The organism is Aquincola tertiaricarbonis (genome assembly GCF_000969605.1).
GTDB classification, from domain to species: Bacteria; Pseudomonadota; Gammaproteobacteria; order Burkholderiales; family Burkholderiaceae_C; genus Aquincola; species Aquincola tertiaricarbonis.
On the sequence record NZ_JZUE01000006.1, the window covers coordinates 221856 to 240909 of the forward strand.

Annotated in this window: 18 protein-coding genes; 12 read left to right on the forward strand and 6 right to left on the reverse strand. The window is 72.0% G+C overall.

The window, feature by feature from the left end; genetic code table 11:
• Positions 1 to 6: 6 nt before the first annotated feature.
• On the reverse strand, positions 7 to 795 hold the full coding sequence (locus VO99_RS09535; RefSeq protein WP_046112594.1) for a hypothetical protein: 789 nt from the start codon (positions 793 to 795) through the stop codon (positions 7 to 9).
• Between the two features lie 134 nt (positions 796 to 929).
• On the opposite strand from VO99_RS09535, the gene VO99_RS09540 reads away from it, so the two are divergent.
• Positions 930 to 1832, forward strand: a complete 903-nt coding sequence (locus VO99_RS09540) for a LysR family transcriptional regulator (protein WP_046112595.1) — start codon at positions 930 to 932, stop codon at positions 1830 to 1832.
• On the opposite strand, the gene VO99_RS09545 is transcribed toward VO99_RS09540, so the two are convergent.
• Positions 1825 to 2733, reverse strand: coding sequence for a pyridoxamine 5'-phosphate oxidase family protein (locus tag VO99_RS09545; RefSeq protein WP_046112596.1), 909 nt, complete (start codon positions 2731 to 2733; stop codon positions 1825 to 1827). The two genes, VO99_RS09540 and VO99_RS09545, sit on opposite strands and share 8 nt — an antisense overlap.
• Complete coding sequence (locus VO99_RS09550) at positions 2730 to 3386, reverse strand: glutathione S-transferase family protein (RefSeq protein ID WP_046112679.1); 657 nt, start codon at positions 3384 to 3386, stop codon at positions 2730 to 2732. The genes VO99_RS09545 and VO99_RS09550 overlap by 4 nt, the downstream gene beginning before the upstream one ends.
• A 245-nt stretch (positions 3387 to 3631) precedes the next feature.
• On the opposite strand from VO99_RS09550, the gene VO99_RS09555 reads away from it, so the two are divergent.
• From VO99_RS09555 to VO99_RS09590, 8 genes are read left to right on the forward strand one after another with little or no spacing between them, the layout of a single operon-like run.
• Positions 3632 to 4594, forward strand: coding sequence for a TRAP transporter substrate-binding protein (locus VO99_RS09555; protein ID WP_046112597.1), 963 nt, complete (start codon positions 3632 to 3634; stop codon positions 4592 to 4594).
• A 36-nt stretch (positions 4595 to 4630) separates the two neighbouring features.
• Positions 4631 to 5137, forward strand: coding sequence for a TRAP transporter small permease (locus VO99_RS09560; RefSeq protein WP_046112598.1), 507 nt, complete (start codon positions 4631 to 4633; stop codon positions 5135 to 5137).
• 37 nt (positions 5138 to 5174) lie between these two features.
• Positions 5175 to 6473: a TRAP transporter large permease gene (locus tag VO99_RS09565; RefSeq protein WP_046112599.1), complete on the forward strand. Its 1299-nt coding sequence runs from the start codon at positions 5175 to 5177 to the stop codon at positions 6471 to 6473.
• A gap of 6 nt (positions 6474 to 6479) precedes the next feature.
• Positions 6480 to 7199 carry a 5-oxoprolinase subunit PxpB gene (gene pxpB / locus VO99_RS09570; RefSeq protein WP_046112600.1) on the forward strand — a complete coding sequence of 240 codons (720 nt, stop codon included), beginning with the start codon at positions 6480 to 6482 and terminating at the stop codon, positions 7197 to 7199.
• Positions 7196 to 8176 (forward strand): 5-oxoprolinase subunit C family protein, encoded by a 981-nt coding sequence (locus tag VO99_RS09575; RefSeq protein ID WP_046112601.1) that lies wholly within the window; start codon positions 7196 to 7198, stop codon positions 8174 to 8176. The genes pxpB and VO99_RS09575 overlap by 4 nt, the downstream gene beginning before the upstream one ends.
• A complete protein-coding gene (locus tag VO99_RS09580; protein WP_046112602.1) occupies positions 8173 to 8976 on the forward strand; it encodes a LamB/YcsF family protein in 804 nt (267 codons plus the stop codon). The genes VO99_RS09575 and VO99_RS09580 overlap by 4 nt, the downstream gene beginning before the upstream one ends.
• A gap of 55 nt (positions 8977 to 9031) precedes the next feature.
• On the forward strand, positions 9032 to 10711 hold the full coding sequence (locus VO99_RS09585; RefSeq protein WP_232315322.1) for a PA0049 C-terminal domain-containing protein: 1680 nt from the start codon (positions 9032 to 9034) through the stop codon (positions 10709 to 10711).
• A 28-nt stretch (positions 10712 to 10739) separates the two neighbouring features.
• A complete protein-coding gene (locus tag VO99_RS09590) occupies positions 10740 to 10946 on the forward strand; it encodes a hypothetical protein (protein WP_046112603.1) in 207 nt (68 codons plus the stop codon).
• 133 nt (positions 10947 to 11079) lie between these two features.
• Here the strand turns inward: VO99_RS09590 and VO99_RS09595 are convergent, their stop codons facing one another.
• On the reverse strand, positions 11080 to 12018 hold the full coding sequence (locus VO99_RS09595) for a LysR family transcriptional regulator (RefSeq protein ID WP_046112604.1): 939 nt from the start codon (positions 12016 to 12018) through the stop codon (positions 11080 to 11082).
• A gap of 85 nt (positions 12019 to 12103) precedes the next feature.
• Here VO99_RS09595 and VO99_RS09600 point away from each other — a divergent pair, with 85 nt between their 5' ends.
• The 3 genes from VO99_RS09600 (at position 12104) to VO99_RS09610 (ending at position 16655) form a co-directional block, all read left to right on the forward strand.
• Positions 12104 to 13243 carry a DSD1 family PLP-dependent enzyme gene (locus VO99_RS09600; RefSeq protein ID WP_046112681.1) on the forward strand — a complete coding sequence of 380 codons (1140 nt, stop codon included), beginning with the start codon at positions 12104 to 12106 and terminating at the stop codon, positions 13241 to 13243.
• A 98-nt stretch (positions 13244 to 13341) separates the two neighbouring features.
• A complete protein-coding gene (locus VO99_RS09605; RefSeq protein ID WP_046112605.1) occupies positions 13342 to 15888 on the forward strand; it encodes a cation-translocating P-type ATPase in 2547 nt (848 codons plus the stop codon).
• A gap of 200 nt (positions 15889 to 16088) precedes the next feature.
• Positions 16089 to 16655: an N-acetylmuramoyl-L-alanine amidase gene (locus tag VO99_RS09610; protein WP_052736223.1), complete on the forward strand. Its 567-nt coding sequence runs from the start codon at positions 16089 to 16091 to the stop codon at positions 16653 to 16655.
• Positions 16656 to 16670: 15 nt separating this feature from the next.
• On the opposite strand, the gene VO99_RS28735 is transcribed toward VO99_RS09610, so the two are convergent.
• Positions 16671 to 17261: a PEP-CTERM sorting domain-containing protein gene (locus VO99_RS28735; protein WP_052736224.1), complete on the reverse strand. Its 591-nt coding sequence runs from the start codon at positions 17259 to 17261 to the stop codon at positions 16671 to 16673.
• Between the two features lie 95 nt (positions 17262 to 17356).
• Complete coding sequence (locus VO99_RS09620) at positions 17357 to 18949, reverse strand: alkaline phosphatase D family protein (RefSeq protein ID WP_046112606.1); 1593 nt, start codon at positions 18947 to 18949, stop codon at positions 17357 to 17359.
• Between the last annotated feature and the right edge of the window lie 105 nt (positions 18950 to 19054).

Consider the following 19054-nt stretch of genomic DNA (forward strand, 5'->3'; position numbering starts at 1 on the left):
CCCCCCTCACCTCACCCCAAACGCCGCCGTCCCCGCCGTCCGCCCGGCGTCATGCACTGCCACCACCAGCTGGGTGCTGCCGTTGTCCAGCGGATAGGCCAGCGCGATGCCGGTGGCGGTCTGGTTGGGCAGGGCGCAGGGGGCGGGGCCGAAGCGCAGGGTGACGTCGAAGACGTTCTTGCCGGAGGCGCGCGGCAGCACCGTGCCGCTGAAGTTGCAGCCGCTCAAGCCGCTGGCGGTGAGGTTGCCGTTGGCCGCCACCGTCACCGACTGCACTTCTCCTTGCAGCGTGGTGAGCGTCCAGCTGCCTTGCACCATGGCCGGCAGCGCACGGGCCTCGTAGCGGTAGGTACTGCTGGGGTCGGGGCCGACGCTGAAGCTGGCCGAGCCCTGCGACGTGGCCAGCGTGCCGGCCAAGGTCCCGGCGGCCGTGCCGGTGCTGGCGCTCAAGTTGAGCACCATGGGCGGCGCGGTGCCGAAGTCGCGCAGGTCGGTGGCGCGGATGCCGCTGGTCGACGCACTGCTGCCGCCCTGGAAGAAGCCCGACACCAGCAAGCGCCCGTTGGACTGCTGCCCATACAGCGCCCACAGCTGGCCGTTGTCCAGCACCAGCATCTGCAGCGACAGCGCGCTGCTGCCATTGAGCGCGCCGCCATACACCCCCTCCGCGGAAAAGGCGGCGCTGGCCGGCGTGCCCGCATCGCCCTCGCCACCACCGCCGCCGCCACAGCCGGCCAGCAGGCCCAGCCCCGCCAGCGCGCCGATGCGCCAGGCGCTTGCCTCGAGAATCTTCAAGGAATGTCCTCCGTGCTTGTTCTTGATCCCCCGCGCCTGGCCAGACTGCGCAGGCGGGGCACCACGATAAGCGCGGCCGAGGGCCCCAAAGCGGTGACTTTTGACCGCGCAGCCAGCCGCCACAATGCAGCCCGATGGACCGCCTGCATGCCATGACCGTCTTCGTCGCCGTCGTCGATACCGGCGGCTTTGCCGCGGCGGCGCGCAAGCTGGATCTGTCGCCGCCGGTGGTCACGCGGGCGGTGGCGGAGCTGGAAGAACGGCTGGGCCTGCGGCTGCTCACCCGCACCACGCGGGTGGTGCGGGTGACCGATGCCGGCGCCCGCTATGCCGAGGACTGCCGGCGCATCCTGGCCGAGATCGAGGAGGCCGAGGTGGCGGCCGCCGGCACCCATGCCGCGCCGCGCGGCACGCTCACCATCACCGCGCCGGTGCTGTTCGGCCAGCTCTACGTGGTGCCGGTGCTGGCGCGCTACCTGCAGCAGCATCCGCAGGTGGAGGCGCAATGCCTGTTCCTCGACCGCATGGTCAACATCGTGGAAGAAGGCATCGACGTGGCGGTGCGTATCGGCGAGCTGCCCGACTCATCGCTGCAGGCGGTGCGGGTGGGCCGGGTGCGCCGCATGCTGGTGGCATCACCTTCCTACCTGGCCGCGGCCGGCGTGCCGCGGCATCCGGCCGACCTGGCTGCGGGCCACACGCTGCTGTCCGCCGGGGTGAACACGCCGGTGGCCGACTGGCGCTTCAACGAAGGTGGACGGTCGCTGGTGCTGCCGTTGCCGGTGCGGCTGCGCACCACCAGCAACGGCTCGGTCATCACCGCCGCGCTGGCGCACCTGGGCATTGCGCGCCTGCTGAGCTACCAGGCCGCGCCGCACCTGCGAGACGGCACGCTGGTGCCGGTGCTGGAAGCCTTCGAGACCGCGCCGCTGCCCATCCATGTGGTGCACCTGGAAGGCCGGCGCGCCACCGGCAAGGTGCGCGGCTTCATCGACATGGCCGTGGCCAGCCTGCGGGCCGATCCGTTCCTCAACTGATCCGCCGCCACTGCAGCGGCAGGGCCCGCGGCAGCCACCACCCGGCCTGCAGCTGGAAGCGCACCGCGCGCTGCGCACGGTCGAGCGCGGCCACGTCGGGGCCGTCCCATACCAGCTCGGCGCGGCCGGTGAGCGTGAGCAGGTCGCCGCTGTCGAAGTCGATGAACAGCAGGCCCGCCCGCGGGTCCACCATCAGGTTGCCCAGCGTCATGAACATCTGGTTGCCCGAGTAGTCGGGCAGCAGCAGCGTGTGCGCGTCCTCGATCTTGACAAAGCCGGGCGGGCCGCCGCGGTGCGACACGTCCGCGCCGCCGGCCGGCCGATCGGCCGTGGCCGGTGCGCGGCTGGCGATGAACAGCGTGTCGGCCCGCGACACCAGCGCCTGGGCCGCGGCATCCAGCATCGACAGGGATTGCGCCGGCGCAGCGGCAGGCCCGTCGGCGGCCTTCATCATCGGCTCGCGCCGCTGGATGTACTGCGGGCAGTTGCCGACCGACTGCGTGATGGCCACGCCGAAGCCGCCGGCCTCCACCGCGGTCACCTGCCCGTTGGCACGGTTGCGCCGGCGGGTCTGCGGCTCGATGCCCAGCAGCCCGATCTCGGCGCCCGGCTGCAGGTGCCCGGCCATCGGGTCGCCGGGCAGCGGCAGCGCGCCCACAAGCAGCTGCTGCGCATCCGGCGCCTGGATGAAGCCCGGCGGACCCACCAGCACCGAAGCCCAGGGCCGGCCCTGCGCATCGGCCATGCCGGCCAGCAGCATCGGCAGCTGCTCGAAGAAGCGCTGGTGCTGCTCGGGCATGTGGTCGCGGATCACGCGCGGGCCGATCTCGGCCATGCGCGCCTGCATGCCGACCAGGCGCTGCACGGCCTGCTCGCCTTCGTGGAAGGGTGCGGCGATCATGATGCGTTCACCGACAGGCCGACGGCCGTGCGCGGCATCGGCACGAAGCCGGGCAGCGATTCGATGCGCCGCAGCCAGGCCCGCACCGCGGCATAGGGCGCCAGGTCCACGTTGCCTTCGGGCGCGGCGGCGATGTAGCTGTAGCCCGCGATGTCGGCCAGCGTGGCCTCGTCGCCGGTGAGGAAGGCACGGCCGGCCAGCACCGGCTCCATCACGCCCAGCAGCTGGTGCGCGCGGCCGATGGCGCCGGGTGCATCCAGCGTGGCGCCGAACACCGTGACCAGCCGCGCCGCCGCCGGGCCGAACGCAATGGGCCCGGCCGCGGCCGACAGCCACACCTGCACCGCGGCCTGCCCCTCGGGCGTGGCCGGCAACCAGCGGCGAGCGGGGTCGTACCGGGTGGCCAGGTACACCAGGATGGCGTTGGAGTCGTGCACCACGGTGCCGCCGTCGTCGATCACCGGCACCTGGCCGAACGGATTCAGGCGCAGGAAGGCGGGGCGCTTGTGCTCGCCCTGCACCAGGTCGACGTCCACCAGCCTGCATGGCAGGCCCAGCAACGACAGCGCAAGCTCCACGCGGTGGCAGTGGCCGGACAGGGCGTGGCGGTAGAGGGTGACGGGGGCGGCGGGTGCGGGACGGGTGGGGGTCATGTCGGGCTCCATGTGTGTCGCCTTGCAAGTGGCGGCGGCGTGGACGGACTGTGGCGCCGGGTGGCCGCAGACAGAAGCCTCATGCGGACCAAGTCACCGTTACAGGAGCTGGAACAGTGGCCGTCTTCGGTTGGCGCCAGCATCACCAAAACTTGTCATCGCACTAAAACTTTTCTCGTTGGACGCTGCGGGAGCGTTCACCGACAGTCACTCGCCAGACCCCTTTCTTGACGAGGACGACACCGATGAAACGCCTGATCGTCGCCGGCGCCGCCGCGCTGTGCTCCCTGGCGGCGCAGTCCGCCACCAGCTGGAACCTGTCGGCCGAGCAGCCGGATGCCAACTACCTGACGCAGAACGTGCGGCAGTTCGCCGACGAGGTGAAGGCCGCCACCAAGGGCGAGCTGGAGTTCAAGGTGCAGAGCAACAGCGTGCTGCTCAAGCGGCCCGAGGTGAAGCGCGGGGTGCAGCAGGGCATCGTCCCGATCGGCGAGTTCCTGATGTCGGCGCTGGGCAATGAAGACCCGATGTTCGAGATCGACAGCGTGCCCTTCCTGGCCAACTCCTTCGACGCCACCGAGAAGCTGTGGAAGGCCGCCCGCGAGCAGATCGCGCAGCGGCTGGACAAGCAGGGCATCGTGCTGGTGTACGGCGCGCCGTGGCCGCCGCAGGGCATCTACACCAAGACACCGGTGGCCACCGTGGCCGACTTCAAGGGCGCACGCTTCCGCGCCTACAGCGCCTCCACCAGCCGCATGGTCACGCTGATGGGCGCGGTGCCCACCACCATCCAGACGGCCGAGGTGCCGCAGGCCTTTTCCACCGGCGTGATCGACATGATGATCACCTCGCCCGCCACCGGCGTGGACACCCAGGCCTGGGACTACGTCAAGCACTACTACGACGTGCAGGCCTTCATCCCGCAGGCCATCGTCATCGCCAACAAGCGCGCCCTGATGGCCCTGCCCGCCGAGCAGCGCCAGGCCGTGATGGACGCCGGCAGGAAGGCCGAGGCCCGCGGCTGGCAGATGGGCCGCGAGCTCACCGCCAAGCTCACGCAGACGCTGGCCGGCAAGGGCATCGCGGTGCATCCGGTGCCGCCGGCGATGGCGCCCGAGCTGAACAGGATCGGCCAGACCATGGCCGAAGAATGGCTGAAGAAGGCCGGCCCCGACGGCGCCAAGGTGCTGGAAGCGTACCGCCGCTGAACCTGCCGCCCGGCATCCACCGCCAAGGAGCAAGACATGTCCGTGCTCGACCGCCTGGCGCGGGCCTCCGGGGCCGCGGCCGCCGTGGCGCTGGCCGCCATCGGCCTGGTGATCACCGCGCAGATCATCGCCCGCCTGGCCGGCCAGCAGATACCCGCGGCCGACGACTTCGCGGCCTGGGCGATGGCCGCCTCCGCCTTCCTCGCCCTGCCCTACGCGATGCGCCACGGCGACCACATCCGCGTGACGCTGGTGCTGCAGTTCCTGCCCCGGGGCTGGCACCGCGGCTTCGAGCTGCTGGCCTCGGCCATCGGCTTCGCGCTGGCGGCCTGGGCCGCCTGGCACACCGCGGTGTTTGTCTTCGACTCGTGGCAGTACGACGAGGTGGCGCAAGGCATGTTGAAGGTGCCGCTGTGGATACCGCAGCTGGCCATGGCCATCGGCATGGCGCTGCTGGCGCTGATGCTGGCCGACCGCCTGCTGCGCTGCCTGGGCGGCAGGCCGCTGCCCGATGCCGGCGCCGACGTGGCGCGCACCGAATGACCGCCGCCTTCCCTCCCTTCTCGCGAAAGCCCACGCCGTGAGCGATCTTGCGCAAGCCGCCGTGCTGATGGCGGTGCTGTTCCTGCTGTTGGGCCTGGGCGTGTGGGTGGCGCTGGCCCTCATCGCCTGCGGCCTGGCCGGGCTGATGCTGTTCACCTCGGCGCCGCCGGGGGTGCTGTTCGCCACCACCGGCTGGGGCTCCACCGCCAGCTGGGCGCTGACCGCGCTGCCGCTGTTCATCTGGATGGGCGAGATCCTCTACCGCACGCGGCTGGCGGAGGACATGTTCTCCGGCCTCGGCCCCTGGGTGCAGAACCTGCCGGGCCGGCTGCTGCATGTCAACGTGCTGGGCTGCGGCATCTTCGCCGCGGTCAGCGGCTCGTCGGCGGCCACCGCGGCCACCATCGGCAAGATCTCGCTGCCCGAGCTCAAGGCGCGCGGCTATGACGAAAGCATCGCCGTCGGTTCGCTGGCCGGTGCGGGCACGCTGGGCCTGCTGATCCCGCCGTCCATCGTGATGATCGTCTACGGCGTAGCCGCGCAGGTGTCCATCGTCAAGCTGTTCACCGCGGGCATCCTGCCCGGCATCATGATGATGGTGCTGTTCTCGGGCTACATCGCGCTGTGGTCGCTGCGCCATCCGGGCAAGGTGCCGAAGGACGAACAGCAGGTGTCCTGGCCCGAGCGCTTCAAGCGGCTGCGGCTGCTGGCGCCGGTGGGGCTGCTGATCGCGGGCGTGATCGGCTCCATCTACGCCGGCGTGGCCACGGCCACCGAGGCCGCGGCCATCGGCGTCATCGGCTCGCTGCTGATCGCGGGGCTGGGCGGCTCGCTGACCAGGGCGTCGTTCGTGGCCAGCCTGATGGGCGCGGCACGCACCAGCTGCATGATCACCTTCATCCTCATCGGCGCGGCCTACCTCACCAGCGCGATGAGCTTCACCGGCCTGCCGGCCAACGTCGCGGCCTGGATCTCGTCGCTGGGCCTGTCGGCCTACGGGCTGCTGGCGGTGCTCACGGTGTTCTTCGTGCTGCTGGGCTGCTTCCTGGACGGCATCTCCATCGTGGTGCTGACCAGCGCGGTGCTGATGCCCGCGGTGCTGGCCGCCGGCATCGACCCGCTGTGGTTCGGCATCTACCTGATCCTGGTGGTGGAGATGGCGCAGATCACGCCGCCGGTGGGCTTCAACCTGTTCGTCATCCAGGGCATCACCGGGCTGCAGCTGTTCCGGCTGGCGCGCATGGCCTTCCCCTTCTTCCTGCTGCTGGTGCTGGCCACGGTGCTGATCACGGTCTTTCCGCAGATCGTGATGGTGCTGCCCGGCGCGATGGGCTGAGGCCGCATGCCAAGCGAGCCCATCCGCCCCGTGGGCGACAGCGCCTTGCTGATCGGCTTCGGCGACCGCGTGGACCTGCGCATCAGCCACCGGGTGCATGCCTTCGTGGCGCACCTGCTGGCGCATCCGCTGCGCTCGGTGCGCGACGTGGTGCCCGCCTTCAGCACCGTGACGCTGCATTACCGGCCCGAGCAGGTGCCCGGCAGCGGCGGCACGCCCTACGAGCGGCTGCGGCTGCAGGTGCAGCAGCGGCTGGAGATCGACCTCGATGCGCAGGCCGCCGAGCCGCGGCTGTTCGAGGTGCCCGTGTGGTACGGCGGCGAGGCCGGCCCCGACCTGGACGACGTGGCCCGCCAGCGCGGCCTGCCGCGCGACGAGGTGATCCGCCGCCACGGCGCATCGCCGCATGTGGTGTACATGCTGGGCTTCGCGCCGGGCTTCCCGTTCATCGGCGGGCTGGACCCGGCACTGCAGATGCCGCGCCGCACCACGCCGCGCACCTCGGTGCCGCCGGGCTCGGTGGCCATCGCCCGCGACCAGACCTGCATCTATCCGCTGGCCACGCCGGGCGGCTGGAACATCATCGGCCGCACGCCGCTGAAGCTGTTCGACGCCACCGCCGAGCCGCCCTGCCTGCTGGGCCCGGGCGATGCCATCCGCTTCCTGCCGATCGACCAGGCGGCCTACCAGGCCCTGGCGGCGGCCGCGCCTGCCCACGCCGCATGAACAGCATCACCGTGCTCAAGCCCGGCGCGCAGACGCAGCTGCAGGACGAGGGCCGCTACGGCTGGCAGCGCTTCGGCGTGCCGGTGGGCGGCGCGATGGACCTGTGGTCGCACCGCGTGGCCAACCTGCTGGCCGGCAATGCGGCCGACGAGGCAACGCTGGAGATCCTGCTGACCGGCCCCAGCCTGCGCTTCGAGGCGGCGGCCTGCATCGCGCTGTGCGGTGCCGACCTGTCCGCCCAGGTGGGCGACGAGCCGCTGCCCATGTACGAACGCATCCAGCTGCCGGCCGGCGCGCAGCTGGACTTCGGCAGGCGCGTGAACGGCCTGCGCTGCTACCTGGCGGTGCGCGGCGGCTTCGCGGTGCCGCCGGTGATGGGCAGCCGCAGCACCTTCGTGCGCGGCGGCTTCGGCGGCTTCCAGGGCCGTGCGCTGCGCAAGGGCGACGTCCTGCCCATCGGCGCCGGCCAGCCCGCCGAGCTGCCTCCGGCGGTGCTGCCCGAGGACATCAGCGTGCCGGTGCCGCTGGCCGCCGCGCAGGCGGTGACGCCGGTGCGCATGGTGCCGGGCGAACATGCGGCGCTGTTCGCGCCCGAGGTGCATGCACTGATGGCGCAGGCCACCTACCAGCTCAGCCCGCAGTCCGACCGCATGGGCTACCGGCTGGAAGGCCCGGCGCTGCCGCGGCTGCCCGGCGGCGAGCTGATCTCCGAAGGCGTGAGCTTCGGCACCGTGCAGGTGCCGCCCGACGGCCAGCCCATCGTGCTGATGGCCGAGCGACAGAGCGCAGGCGGCTATCCCAAGATCGCCCACGTGGCCAGCGTGGACCTGCCGCTGCTGGCCCAGATGGCGCCGCGGCAGGCGTTGCGCTTCGTGCCCGTCACGCTGGCGCAGGCGCAGGCGCTGCACCTTGAACGCGAGCGGCAGCTGCAGGCCCTGCGGCCGCTGCTGCTCGGCCCACCAGGAGCCCCGACATGAGCACCACCACCCTCGACCTGAACTGCGACATGGGCGAAGGCTTCGGCGCCTACACCATGGGCAACGACGTCGACCTGCTCGACCACGTGACCTCGGCCAACATCGCCTGCGGCTTCCATGCGGGCGACCCGCCCACCATGCGCCGCGTGGTCACCACCGCGCTGGCCAAGGGCGTGAAGGTGGGCGCGCATCCCGGCCTGCCGGACCTGCAGGGCTTCGGCCGCCGGGTGATGCAGGTCTCTCCCGCCGATGCCTATGCGATGGTGGTCTACCAGGTGGGCGCGCTGATGGGCTTCGCGCAGGCCGCGGGCGGCCGCCTGAACCACGTCAAGCCGCACGGCGCGCTCTACAACATGGCGGTGAAGGACCGCAAGCTGGCCGATGCGCTGGCGCAGGCGGTGCGCGACGTGGATCCTACGCTGGTGTTCTTCGGCCTGGCCGGCAGCGAGATGATCCGCGCCGCCGAGGCCGCCGGCCTGCAGGCTGCCGCGGAGGTGTTTGCCGACCGCAGCTACCAGGACGACGGCAGCCTGTCGCCGCGCGGCACGCCCGGCGCCATGATCGAGGACGCCGGCCAGGCGCTGGCCCAGGTGCGGCAGATGCTGGGCGGCTCGGTGCGCGCCCTCAGCGGCAAGACGGTGCCGCTGCGCGCCGACACCTTGTGCATCCACGGCGACCAGCCCGGCGCCCTGGAATTCGCGCAGACGCTGCGCACCGCCCTGCAGGCCGATGGCGTGCTGCTGCGCGCGCCGCGGCCCGCCGGCCCGCGGGCCAACACGGAGGGCCTGCGTATCGAATGACCACCCCATGCACCGTTGCCCGGCAGTCCAAAAGCAAGTGTCAGTAGGAGTCACGATGTTGCAATCCCGATCCGAACCGAAGCGCGTCCACCTGCATGCGCACCTCACCGCCCTGGCCGCCGCCGTGCTGCTGGCCGCCTGCGGTGGCAGCGACGACGACGATGAAGCCCCGGCCCCCGCGCCCACGCCGCCCGCGCCCACCGTGGCCTGCAGCGTGGACACCGCCGTGGCCCTGGCCTACGAGGAACAGCGCCTGCAGACCCCGCTGCCCTTCAGTGGCGCCAACGTGGTGGGCACCGATGCCACGCCGCTGGCCGACCGCATCCTGAAGGACACCGGCTTCGACACCTTCGCGCCCGCCTTCGCCACCAAGCTGTGCGCGGCCGATGGCACCACCCCCGTCACCACCTATGCGCAGGCGGTGGACCTGGTCAAGGCCGAGGGCCTGGCCCTGTGGAAGGCCGCGGTGGACCGCGTGCAGGGCCGCCGCGCCTCGCCCGCCGGCAGCGTGCTGCCCAACAGCGACGACCGCATGCTGTACTGGGCGCGCGTGCAGATGACCAAGGCGCTGCGCCAGTGGAAGCCCTCCTTCGCGATGACGGCTGCCGAGATCGACGACCTGCAGTGGCAGCTGGAGCGCGCCTCGCGCGGGCAGTACGACATCAACCTGCCCGAAGGCAACGCCCCTTCGGGCAAGAAGTACCGCCGCATGATCATCAGCGGCTTCGACACCTTCACCCTCGGCGTGCCGGGCACGCCCAACACCGGCCTGCGCAACGGCAATCCTTCCGGCGCCACCGCGCTGGAGATGGACGGCAAGCAGGTGACGCTGGCCGATGGCAGCGTGATGCATGTGGAGAGCTACATCCTGCCGGTGAGCTACGACCCCTTCAACAAGGGCATGCAGGAAGACACGCTGGCGCCCTACTTCCAGCCCGGCCCCAAGCGCGTGGACGCATCGATCACCATGAGCCAGGGCAGTGCCAACGTGTTCAACCTGGAGCAGTGGAACGGCCGCTTCCACGGCAGCTCGGCCGGCAACGACGGCATCGTCTACTGCCCGCCCGGCGCCACCCGGCTGCCGGCCTACGTGCTGCCCATCGGCACCATCACCACCGCGGGCGCGGCGCCCATCACCCTGGCCGGCTCGGGCTGCAACATCAACCCGCCGCAGCGCTGGCTGGGCTACGACGCCACCACGGCCTGGATGAAGGACTATCCGCCGCAGTTCACCACCGCCTCCATGCCCATCCCGGCGATGGTCACGGGCCGCACCCAGGCCGGCGTGGCCCGCCCGCCCGGCGCCACCAGCGAGGGCACCGAGGGCTTCAACGTCACCTGGCACACCAACTACGCCTACTTCCCGGACTGCAACGACGTGGCCACCGTCAGCGTGCCTTCCAACGGCGTGATGAACCTGATGCCCGACCTGAGCACCGTGGTGGCGCCCAACCTGGCCACCTGCTCGCGATCGGGCGGCGGCGGCGACTACCTGTCCAACGAGAGTGCCTACCGCAACACCCTGCTGCGCGACACCTTCGGGCTGGACATCCCGGCGGGCCACATCCACGTGCCGGTGATGACCAACTTCTTCCGCGGCACGCCGGACACCGGCGGCGGCGTGCGGGACGACAACGCGATGACCGACGCCCGCTTCGAGGCCTACCGCACCGCCATCGTGGCCCAGGGCAAGGCCCTGCTGACGGTGATCGGCAACTCGCTGATCTACAAGTGACCACTGTTGCCCAACGCAAGGAGTCCCCATGACGTTCAAGCTCGCCCTCGCGGCCACCGCGCTGGCCCTGGCCGGCATCGCCGGCACCGCCACCGCCCAGCCCAGCCTCTACTACGTGTGGAAGCACAAGGCCACCGGCAAGACGATGTGCAACCCCGAGGCCATCGACGCCAACTGGGTCAAGGTGTCGGGGCCCTATTCGGACGCCAACTGCTCCATCAAGGAACCGGAGTAGCCGGCGCCGGGCTGCGCCGCGGGCCTGGTGCCCCACGCGGCCTTCGTCGGTAGAGCTTGGCGCAGCGGCCGAACATCACCAGCCGCTGCGGCTCACATCCGGGATGGGGCATGCGCGGCGCGCGCCGCCGGCGTCAGCTGGCGTCGGCGGGCCCCAGCCGCCGCGCCCACTCCGGCCCTACCCGGGCGCAGAACCGGGTCACCACCTCGCAGGCGACGTCCTGCGTCGCGCGCACGGCGGAGCAGGCGCCGCGCTCGCTGATGGCGGTGATGACCATCGGCGGCAGGCGCGGCCCGTCGCACTGGAACAGCTCGCGCCGCTGCAGCTGCTCGCGCACGAACACCGGCGGGATGGCGGCGATGCCGTAGCCATCGCCGGCGAGCTGGATGATGGATTCCACCGACGGAAAGCTGCACACCCGCGGCTCCACGTCGCGGTCGATGAACAGCGCGCGCACATGCGCCTGCGGGCTGGAGGTCTTGCTGAAGGTGAGCACCGGCACGCGCTCCAGGTCCTCGATGGTGACGATGCCCGAGGCCGGGACCAGGTCGGGCCGGCCCACCCAGCGCAGCGGGAACTCGCACAGCGGCGTCACGGTGTAGTCCAGCGTGCCCACGGCCTCGGCATAAGGGTCGTTCTGGATCATCAGGTCCAGCTTGCGCTGGCGGAACTGGTCCTGCAGGTGGCGGGCGGTGTCCACGGTGATGTCGGGGTTCACCTGCGGATGGCGCTCGGCCAGCAGCCGGATCAGCGGCGAGAGCCAGGTGTGCACCACCGACTCGATGGTGCCGATGCGCACGCGCCCGGCCGGCGGTGCCTCGGGCCGGGTGCTGAGCACCAGCTCGCGCTCCAGCTGCAGGATGCGCTGGGCCTGCCGCGCCACCTGCTCGCCCGCCTGGGTGAGCACCAGCCGGCGCGAGCTGCGGTCCACCAGCTCGGTGCCCAGTTCGTCTTCCAGGCTGGCGATGCGCTGCGAGATCGCGGCCTGCGTGGCGTTGAGCACCTGCGCGGTTTCGCGGAAGCTGCGCACGCGGGCCAGCACGACAAGCGTTTCAAGGAATCGGGTGTTCACGGCAGGCGGCCTCGGCAACGGCCTGGCACAGCATAGCGTGGCCGCTGTGCAGCCCGCGTGCAACTTCCAGGCCCACAATGCCCGCATGACACGCGAAGTCCCGTTCACACCTGTAACGCCGCCGCCGGCCGCCGTGGGCGATGTGCTGGCACACATCGACACCCCGGCCTTGCTGATCGACCTGGATGCGATGGAGGCCAACATGGCCCTGGTGCACCAGCGCGCGCGCCAGGCCGGCGTGCGGGTGCGGCCGCATGGCAAGGCGCACAAGACCCCGGCGCTGGCGCTGCGCCAGATCGCGGCCGGCGCGCAGGGCCTGTGCTGCCAGAAGCTGGGCGAGGCCGAGGCCTTCGCGGCCGCGGGCATCGACGACATCCTGGTGACCAACCAGCTCATCGGCGCGGGCAAGGCGCGGCGGGCCGCGGCACTGGCCGGCCGCATCCGGCTGGCGGTGTGCGCCGACCATCCGCTGCAGGTGCAGCAGCTGGCCGAGGCCACCGCGGCGGCCGGCACTTGTCTAGACGTGTTGGTGGAACTGGACGTGGGCCAGGGCCGCTGCGGCGTGACCAGCGCGGCCGGTGCGGTGGCGCTGGCCCAGGCCATCGCCGGACAGGCGCCCGGCCTGCGTTTTGCCGGCCTGCATGCCTACCATGGCAGCGCCCAGCACCTGCGCAGCCCGGCCGAGCGGCAGGCCGCCATCGGCGGCGCGGTGGCCAGGGCCCGCGAGGCGGCGCAGGCGCTGGCCGCGGCCGGCCTGCCCTGCGCCACCCTCACCGGCGGCGGCACCGGCACCTATGCCATCGAGGCCACCTCCGGCGTGTACACCGAGGTGCAGCCCGGCTCCTATGTGCTGATGGACACCGACTATGCGGCCAACACGCCCGATGAAGGCACGCCGGCGCTGAGCCATGCGCTGTACGGCTGGTGCAGCGTGATCAGCCTGCGGCCGGGCCAGGCGGTGCTGGACGGCGGCCTCAAGGCCTTCGCCACCGACCATGGCCTGCCCCAGGTGCTGCACGAGGGCTGGAGGGTGGACGGCATCTCCGACGAGCACACGGTGATCGTCGGCAGCCCCGGCGCCGCGCCGCTGGCCGTGGGCGACAAGCTGCGCCTGGTGCCCGGCCACTGCGACCCGACGGTGAACCTGCACGACTGGATGGTGGCCGTGCGCGCCGGCGTGGTGGAGCAGGTGTGGCCGGTGTCGGCGCGGGGCGCGATGTTCTAGGGCAGCCCACGGCGCGCATCCGCCGCCGGTTGACGTGCATCAATCCTGGCGCCGGGCACGACGGCGCTGCATGAAGCGGCGCTGCACACTCGCCGTCCATGGACCTGCCTGCGCCGGCCACCGGCCTCAGCGAAGACGAAGCGGCGCGCCGGCTGGCGGTGCACGGCGCCAACGAGCTGCAGGACCGCGAACGGCACGGCCTGCCGGCCACCCTGCGCAGCGTGGCCACCGAGCCGATGTTCCTGCTGCTGCTGGCCGCCGCCGCCATCTACCTGGTGCTGGGCGATCTGGGCGAAGGCCTGCTGCTGGCCGGCTTCGCGGTGCTCACCGTGGGGCTGGTCGTGCTGCAGCAGCGGCGCAGCGAACATGCGCTCGATGCGCTGCGCGAGCTGGCCGCGCCGCAGGTGCGGGTGCGGCGCGGCGGCCGGGTGCGGCGCATGGCCGCCCGCGAGCTGGTGCCGGGCGACCTGTTCCTGGTGAGCGAAGGCGAACGCCTGGCCGCCGATGGCGTGCTGCGCGAGGCGGCCGGGCTGTCGGTGGACGAATCGCTGCTCACCGGTGAATCGATGCCGGTGCGCAAGCAGGCCGCTGGTGCCACGGCCGATGCCGCATCGCCCGAAGCCCGCGCGCCGGGCGGCGACGACACGCCGTGGGTGTTCGCCGGCACGCTGGCGGTGGCCGGCCACGGCCTGGTGCAGGTGACGGGCACCGGCCGGCTGACGCAGGTGGGCCGCATCGGCGCTTCGCTGGCCGGCATCGAGACCGCGCCCACGCCGCTGCAGCGCCACCTGCGGCGGCTGGTCCGCATGTTCGGCATCGCGGCCCTGCTGTGCAGCGCCGCGCTGGCGCTGGTGCATGGCCTGTGGCGCGGCGACTGGATGCAGGGGCTGCTGTCGGCCATCGCGCTGGGCATGGCGATGCTGCCGGAGGAGTTCCCGATGGCGTTGGCCGTGTTCCTGGCGCTGGGTGCCTGGCGGCTGGCCCGCGTCCAGGTGCTGGCGCGCCGGCCGGCGGTGGTCGAGGCACTGGGCGCGGCCACCGTGCTGTGCGTGGACAAGACCGGCACGCTGACCGAGAACCGCATGCAGCTGCGGCGGCTGGTGGCTGCTGGCATCGAGGTGCGCGTGCAGCCCGGCGCGCCGCTGCCGGAGGCGGTGCACCGGCTGCTGGAGTACGCCATGCTGGCCTCGCGCCGCGGCGGCATCGACCCGATGGACCGCGCGCTGCTGCAGCACGGCGACGGCGCGCTGGCGCGCAGCGAACATCTGCATCCCGACTGGCAGCTGACGCACGAATACCCGTTGAGCGCCGAGCTGCTGGCGATGTCGCACGAATGGACGGATACCGAGGGCCATCGCTGCATCGCGGCCAAGGGCGCGCCCGAGGCGGTGTTCGGCTTATGCCGCCTGGCGCCCGCCGCCGCCGAACCCTGGCTGGCGCAGGTGCGGCGGCTGGCCGATGAAGGCCTGCGCGTGCTGGCGGTGGCCGAGGCCCGCGCGCAGCCGGGCCCCGCGCCCGCCCTGCAGCACGACCACCACTTCACGCTGCTGGGCCTGGTCGGCTTCGAGGACCCGCTGCGCCCCAGCGTGCCAGCCGCGGTGGCCCAGGCACGCACCGCCGGCATCGCGGTGGCGATGATCACCGGCGACCATGAAGCGACGGCACTGGCCATCGCGCGGCAGGCCGGCATCGACACCGCCGCCGGTGCGGTGGCCGGCGACCGCATCGAGCAGCTGGACGACGACGCGCTGGCCGACGTCGTGCGCCGGGTTCGTGTGTTCGCGCGCGTGATGCCGCAGCAGAAGCTGCGGCTGGTGCAGGCCTTCAGGCGCAATGGCGAGACGGTGGCCATGACCGGCGACGGCGTGAACGACGCACCGGCGCTGAAGGCCGCGCACATCGGCATCGCGATGGGCGTGCGCGGCACCGACGTGGCCCGCGAAGCCGCCGGGCTGGTGCTGCTGGACGAGGACTTCGGCCGCATCGTGGGCGGCGTGCGCATGGGCCGCCGCATCTTCGACAACCTGCGCAAGGTGATGGTCTACATCACCGCCATCCACGTGCCCATCGCGGGCCTGGCGCTGCTGCCGCTGCTGTTCGGCCTGCCCCCGCTGATGCTGCCTGCGCATGTGGTGCTGACGGAGATGGTGATCGACCCGGTGTGCTCGCTGGCCTTCGAAGGCGCGCCGGAAGACCCGCGCCTGATGCAGCGTCCGCCGCGCCGCGGCGACGACGGCATCGTGGGCTGGCCGATGCTGCGCCAGGGCCTGGCCCAGGGCGCGTGCCTGCTGGTGGCCACGCTGGGCATCTATTTGATGGCGCTGGGCGCCGGCCGCGGCACCGACGTGGCCCGCACGCTGGCGGTGGCGGGGCTCACCGCGGGCAACCTGCTGCTGGTGGCGGTGAACCTGTCGGCCGGCATCGGCTGGCGCATGCTGGCCGGCCGCAGTGCCCGTGCCTTCTGGGGCGTGGCGGCCGCAGCCACGGTGGCCATCGGCCTGGCCCTGGCGGTGCCGGGGCTGCGCCGGCTGCTGCATTTCGCGGTGCCGCCGGTGCAGGACCTGGCCTGGGCCGGAGCAGTCGTCGCCGCCGCGGCGGGGCTGGCCGCCTGGCTGCAGCACCGGACGCAACACGCCACTGCATGAGGTGGCGATGCACATCAGCTTCATGGGCGCGGCACGGATGCCGGCAAGCCACGGAAGATGCAGCCGGTGCGGGCTGCCGCGTCGAGGTGCGACACGCCCCGGCGGGTGACACGGGCTGCCTCCCCCATCAGGCGGAAGGCAAATCACGGGGTCGCGCCTAGGCTGTGTTCAGGCCGATCCAGGCCGCAGGAGAAAGTGTCATGAAGATCTGCATCGACCCCGGCCACGGCATGAGCAACCGCCAGCCCGGCATCTTCGACCCTGGTGCCACGCACATGGAGAACGGCTTCCGCTTCCATGAGTCGGCGATGGCGCTGCGCTACGCCCTGGCAGTGAAGGACGCGCTGCGGGCCCGCCAGATCGACGTCTTCATGACGCGCGACGACGAGCAGGACCATGCGCCGGTGGTGCGCCGGGCGGCCATGGCGCGGGCCGCCGGCTGCGATGCCTTCATCTCGATCCACCTCAACGACGCCGAATCGGACGCTGCGCATGGCACCGAGGTGCTCTACCGCGACGACGAGGCCCTGGCCCGCCGCATGCAGCAGGTGCTGGTGCAGGCCACCGGCCTGCGCGACCGCGGCATCAAGCAGCGCAACGACCTGGCGGTGCTCAAGTTCGACGGCCCCGCCGTGCTGCTGGAGCTGGGCTTCATCGCCAACGACAACGACCGCGCCGCATTGCTGAGCCCGCAGATACGCAGCGCCGTGGCCGACGGCATCGCGGCACTGGTGGCGCAGCAGGTGCGGCAGATGGAGATGGCCTGACGGGACCCGCCGCGTTCAGCGGCGCCGCGCCGCCCAGGCCGCCACGCCCAGGCCGGCCAGCATCAGGGCCGCGGTGGCGGGCTCGGGCACCGCGCTGATGGTGACGGTGAAGCGGTCGCCGGCCTGCAGGCCGCTGGCCGGGGCCAGCAGCCAGTCCTGCGTGCCGGCCTGCGCGAACGGTGCACCCAGGTCCACGCCGAAGGCTTCGGCCGGCTGGAAGCGAAGCGTCTGCCGGGTGTCGTCGCCATCGATGCCCGCCAGCGCGCCGAAGGCCGGCGTGACGGTGCCGACATGGGCGAAGGCGGCGCCCTGCAGCGACACGCGCAATGCCTGCAGCGCCTGCCCGGGCGCCACGGCGATCACCGCGTTGAAGGGCAGCCACTGGCCCACGTCGGCCGCCTCGAGCGACAGCTGGAAGCTGGCGCTGCCAGCGGTGCGCAGCGACAGGTCGATGCCGATGCGCGAGCCGTCCAGCACCACCGCCAGGTCGTTGCCGCCCGGCTGCGTGGACACCAGCGTCAGGGCATGGGCCGCCGGCCCGGCGGCCAGCAGGCCGGTGGCCAGCAGCAGGCGGGCGGCATGTACCGGGAGGTCTCGCTTGTTCATGGTCAGCTCCGACGCGCTCACTGGTGAACCCTCCCGCTGCGCGGGATCCCGCCGGGCGGGAAGAGCGCCGCCTTCGGGCGGCCGGACGGCGGCGCTCATGCCGGCACCAGCGTGCGGCTGTAGACCTGCCGGCCGTCCAGGTCCTTGAAGGCGACGCTGAAGGTGCGGCTGGCGGCATCGATGTTCACCTCGCCGAAGAACTGCAGGCCGGCGAAGGGCGAGAAGTTGCTGCGGCCGGCCGGCGGCGTCTTCTGGAAGTCCACGCGCGGGCCGAAAGTGGCGTCCAGCGTGTTGGGGCCGAAGGTGCCGGCATTCAGCGGGCCGGCGACGAATTCCCAGAAGGGGTCGAAGTCGGTGAAGGCGGCGCGCGACGGGTCGTAGTGGTGGGCGGCGCAGTAGTGCACGTCGGCGGTCAGCCACACCACGTTGCGCAGTGCCATCTGGCGGATGGACCGCAGCAGGCCCGCGATCTCCAGCTCGCGGCCGCGGGCCGGGCCATCGTTGCCATTGGCAACGGCCTCCCAGCGGGCGGTGCTTCCGGCATCGCGGCCATCGCCCACGTTCAGGCCGATCGGCATGTCGGAGGCGATCACCTTCCAGGTGGCGCGCGAGCGGCGCAGCCCGTCCTTCAGCCAGGCCAGCTGCGCGCCGCCCAGCAGCCGGCTGGCCTCGCCTTCGGCGCTTTCCAGGTTGGTGCCGTTGGGGCCGCGGTAACTGCGCATGTCGATCACGAACACGTCCAGCAGCGGGCCGTAGGGGATGTGGCGGTACACCCGCTCCAGCTCGGCCGCGCCGTAGGGGCGCATCGGCGCATATTCCATGAAGGCACGGCTGCCGCGGGCGATGAGCAGGGGCACGTCCTTCACGGTGTAGCGCGGGTCGGCGGCCAGGCTCTTGCTGGCGCTCCAGTTGTTGGTCACCTCGTGGTCGTCCCACTGCCAGATCTGCGGCACCTCCGCATTGAAGCGGCGCACGTTCTCGTCCAGCAGGTTGTAGCGGTAGCGGCCGCGGTATTCGTCCAGCGTCTCGGCCACCTTGGCCACCTCGGGCGTGACGAGGTTGCTCCAGGTCTGGCCGTTCTCGGCGGTCACCGTCTCGGCGATGGGGCCGTCGGCATAGATGGTGTCGCCGCTGTGCAGGAAGAAGTCGGGCTGCACGCGCCGCATCTGCTCATAGATGCGCATGCCGCCGAAGGCCGGGTTGATGCCCCAGCCCTGGCCGGCGGTGTCGCCACCCCACACGAAGCGGATGTTGCGCGCCAGCGCGGGCGTGCGGAAGCGGCCCAGCACCGGCTCGCTGGAGGCGCCGGCGTTGGTCAGGCTCTCGAACCACGCGCGCACGAACACCGTGCGGTCGGCGGGCAGGCCGGCCAGGTCCATGCGCGCGGTGAAGTCGGTGGTCTCCAGCGCATGCGGGCCGACCAGGCGCACCGGGCGGCTGAAGGACTCGTCGAACGAATACTCGGCATGCAGCCGCGCTGGCCGGTCGGCCCGGCTCCACAGCAGGGTGTTGCCCAGCGTCATGTCGCCGAACTGGATGCCCTGCGCCATCAGCGGCCGGTCGCCCTCGGCGGTCACGATGGCCGCGGCGGCCACCGCATGGCGCTGCAGCAGCGTGGCACCGGCCAGGGCCAGGCCGCCCTGAAGGAGGCGGCGACGGGTGGAAGCGGGGTGGTCGTTGGACTGCATGCGCGATGGCTTTCCACGGTGGTGGTGAAGGGCCTGCGCAGGCTAAGGAGCGGGCGTGAAGCTTTGTTGACAAGGCGCGCGCCGCGCCACGCAGGCGTGACCGCT

What these genes read in the sequence shown, in the direction of transcription:
- VO99_RS09585 (WP_232315322.1), top strand. Translation starts at nt 9,032, where the DNA reads ATGTTGCAATCCCGATCCGAACCGAAGCGCGTCCACCTGCATGCGCAC.
- VO99_RS09575 (WP_046112601.1), top strand. Translation starts at nt 7,196, where the DNA reads ATGAACAGCATCACCGTGCTCAAGCCCGGCGCGCAGACGCAGCTGCAG.
- pxpB (WP_046112600.1), top strand. Translation starts at nt 6,480, where the DNA reads ATGCCAAGCGAGCCCATCCGCCCCGTGGGCGACAGCGCCTTGCTGATC.
- VO99_RS09560 (WP_046112598.1), top strand. Translation starts at nt 4,631, where the DNA reads ATGTCCGTGCTCGACCGCCTGGCGCGGGCCTCCGGGGCCGCGGCCGCC.
- VO99_RS09545 (WP_046112596.1), bottom strand. Translation starts at nt 2,733, where the DNA reads ATGATCGCCGCACCCTTCCACGAAGGCGAGCAGGCCGTGCAGCGCCTG.
- VO99_RS28735 (WP_052736224.1), bottom strand. Translation starts at nt 17,261, where the DNA reads ATGAACAAGCGAGACCTCCCGGTACATGCCGCCCGCCTGCTGCTGGCC.
- VO99_RS09600 (WP_046112681.1), top strand. Translation starts at nt 12,104, where the DNA reads ATGACACGCGAAGTCCCGTTCACACCTGTAACGCCGCCGCCGGCCGCC.
- VO99_RS09610 (WP_052736223.1), top strand. Translation starts at nt 16,089, where the DNA reads ATGAAGATCTGCATCGACCCCGGCCACGGCATGAGCAACCGCCAGCCC.
- VO99_RS09550 (WP_046112679.1), bottom strand. Translation starts at nt 3,386, where the DNA reads ATGACCCCCACCCGTCCCGCACCCGCCGCCCCCGTCACCCTCTACCGC.
- VO99_RS09555 (WP_046112597.1), top strand. Translation starts at nt 3,632, where the DNA reads ATGAAACGCCTGATCGTCGCCGGCGCCGCCGCGCTGTGCTCCCTGGCG.
- VO99_RS09580 (WP_046112602.1), top strand. Translation starts at nt 8,173, where the DNA reads ATGAGCACCACCACCCTCGACCTGAACTGCGACATGGGCGAAGGCTTC.
- VO99_RS09605 (WP_046112605.1), top strand. Translation starts at nt 13,342, where the DNA reads ATGGACCTGCCTGCGCCGGCCACCGGCCTCAGCGAAGACGAAGCGGCG.
- VO99_RS09540 (WP_046112595.1), top strand. Translation starts at nt 930, where the DNA reads ATGGACCGCCTGCATGCCATGACCGTCTTCGTCGCCGTCGTCGATACC.
- VO99_RS09590 (WP_046112603.1), top strand. Translation starts at nt 10,740, where the DNA reads ATGACGTTCAAGCTCGCCCTCGCGGCCACCGCGCTGGCCCTGGCCGGC.
- VO99_RS09620 (WP_046112606.1), bottom strand. Translation starts at nt 18,949, where the DNA reads ATGCAGTCCAACGACCACCCCGCTTCCACCCGTCGCCGCCTCCTTCAG.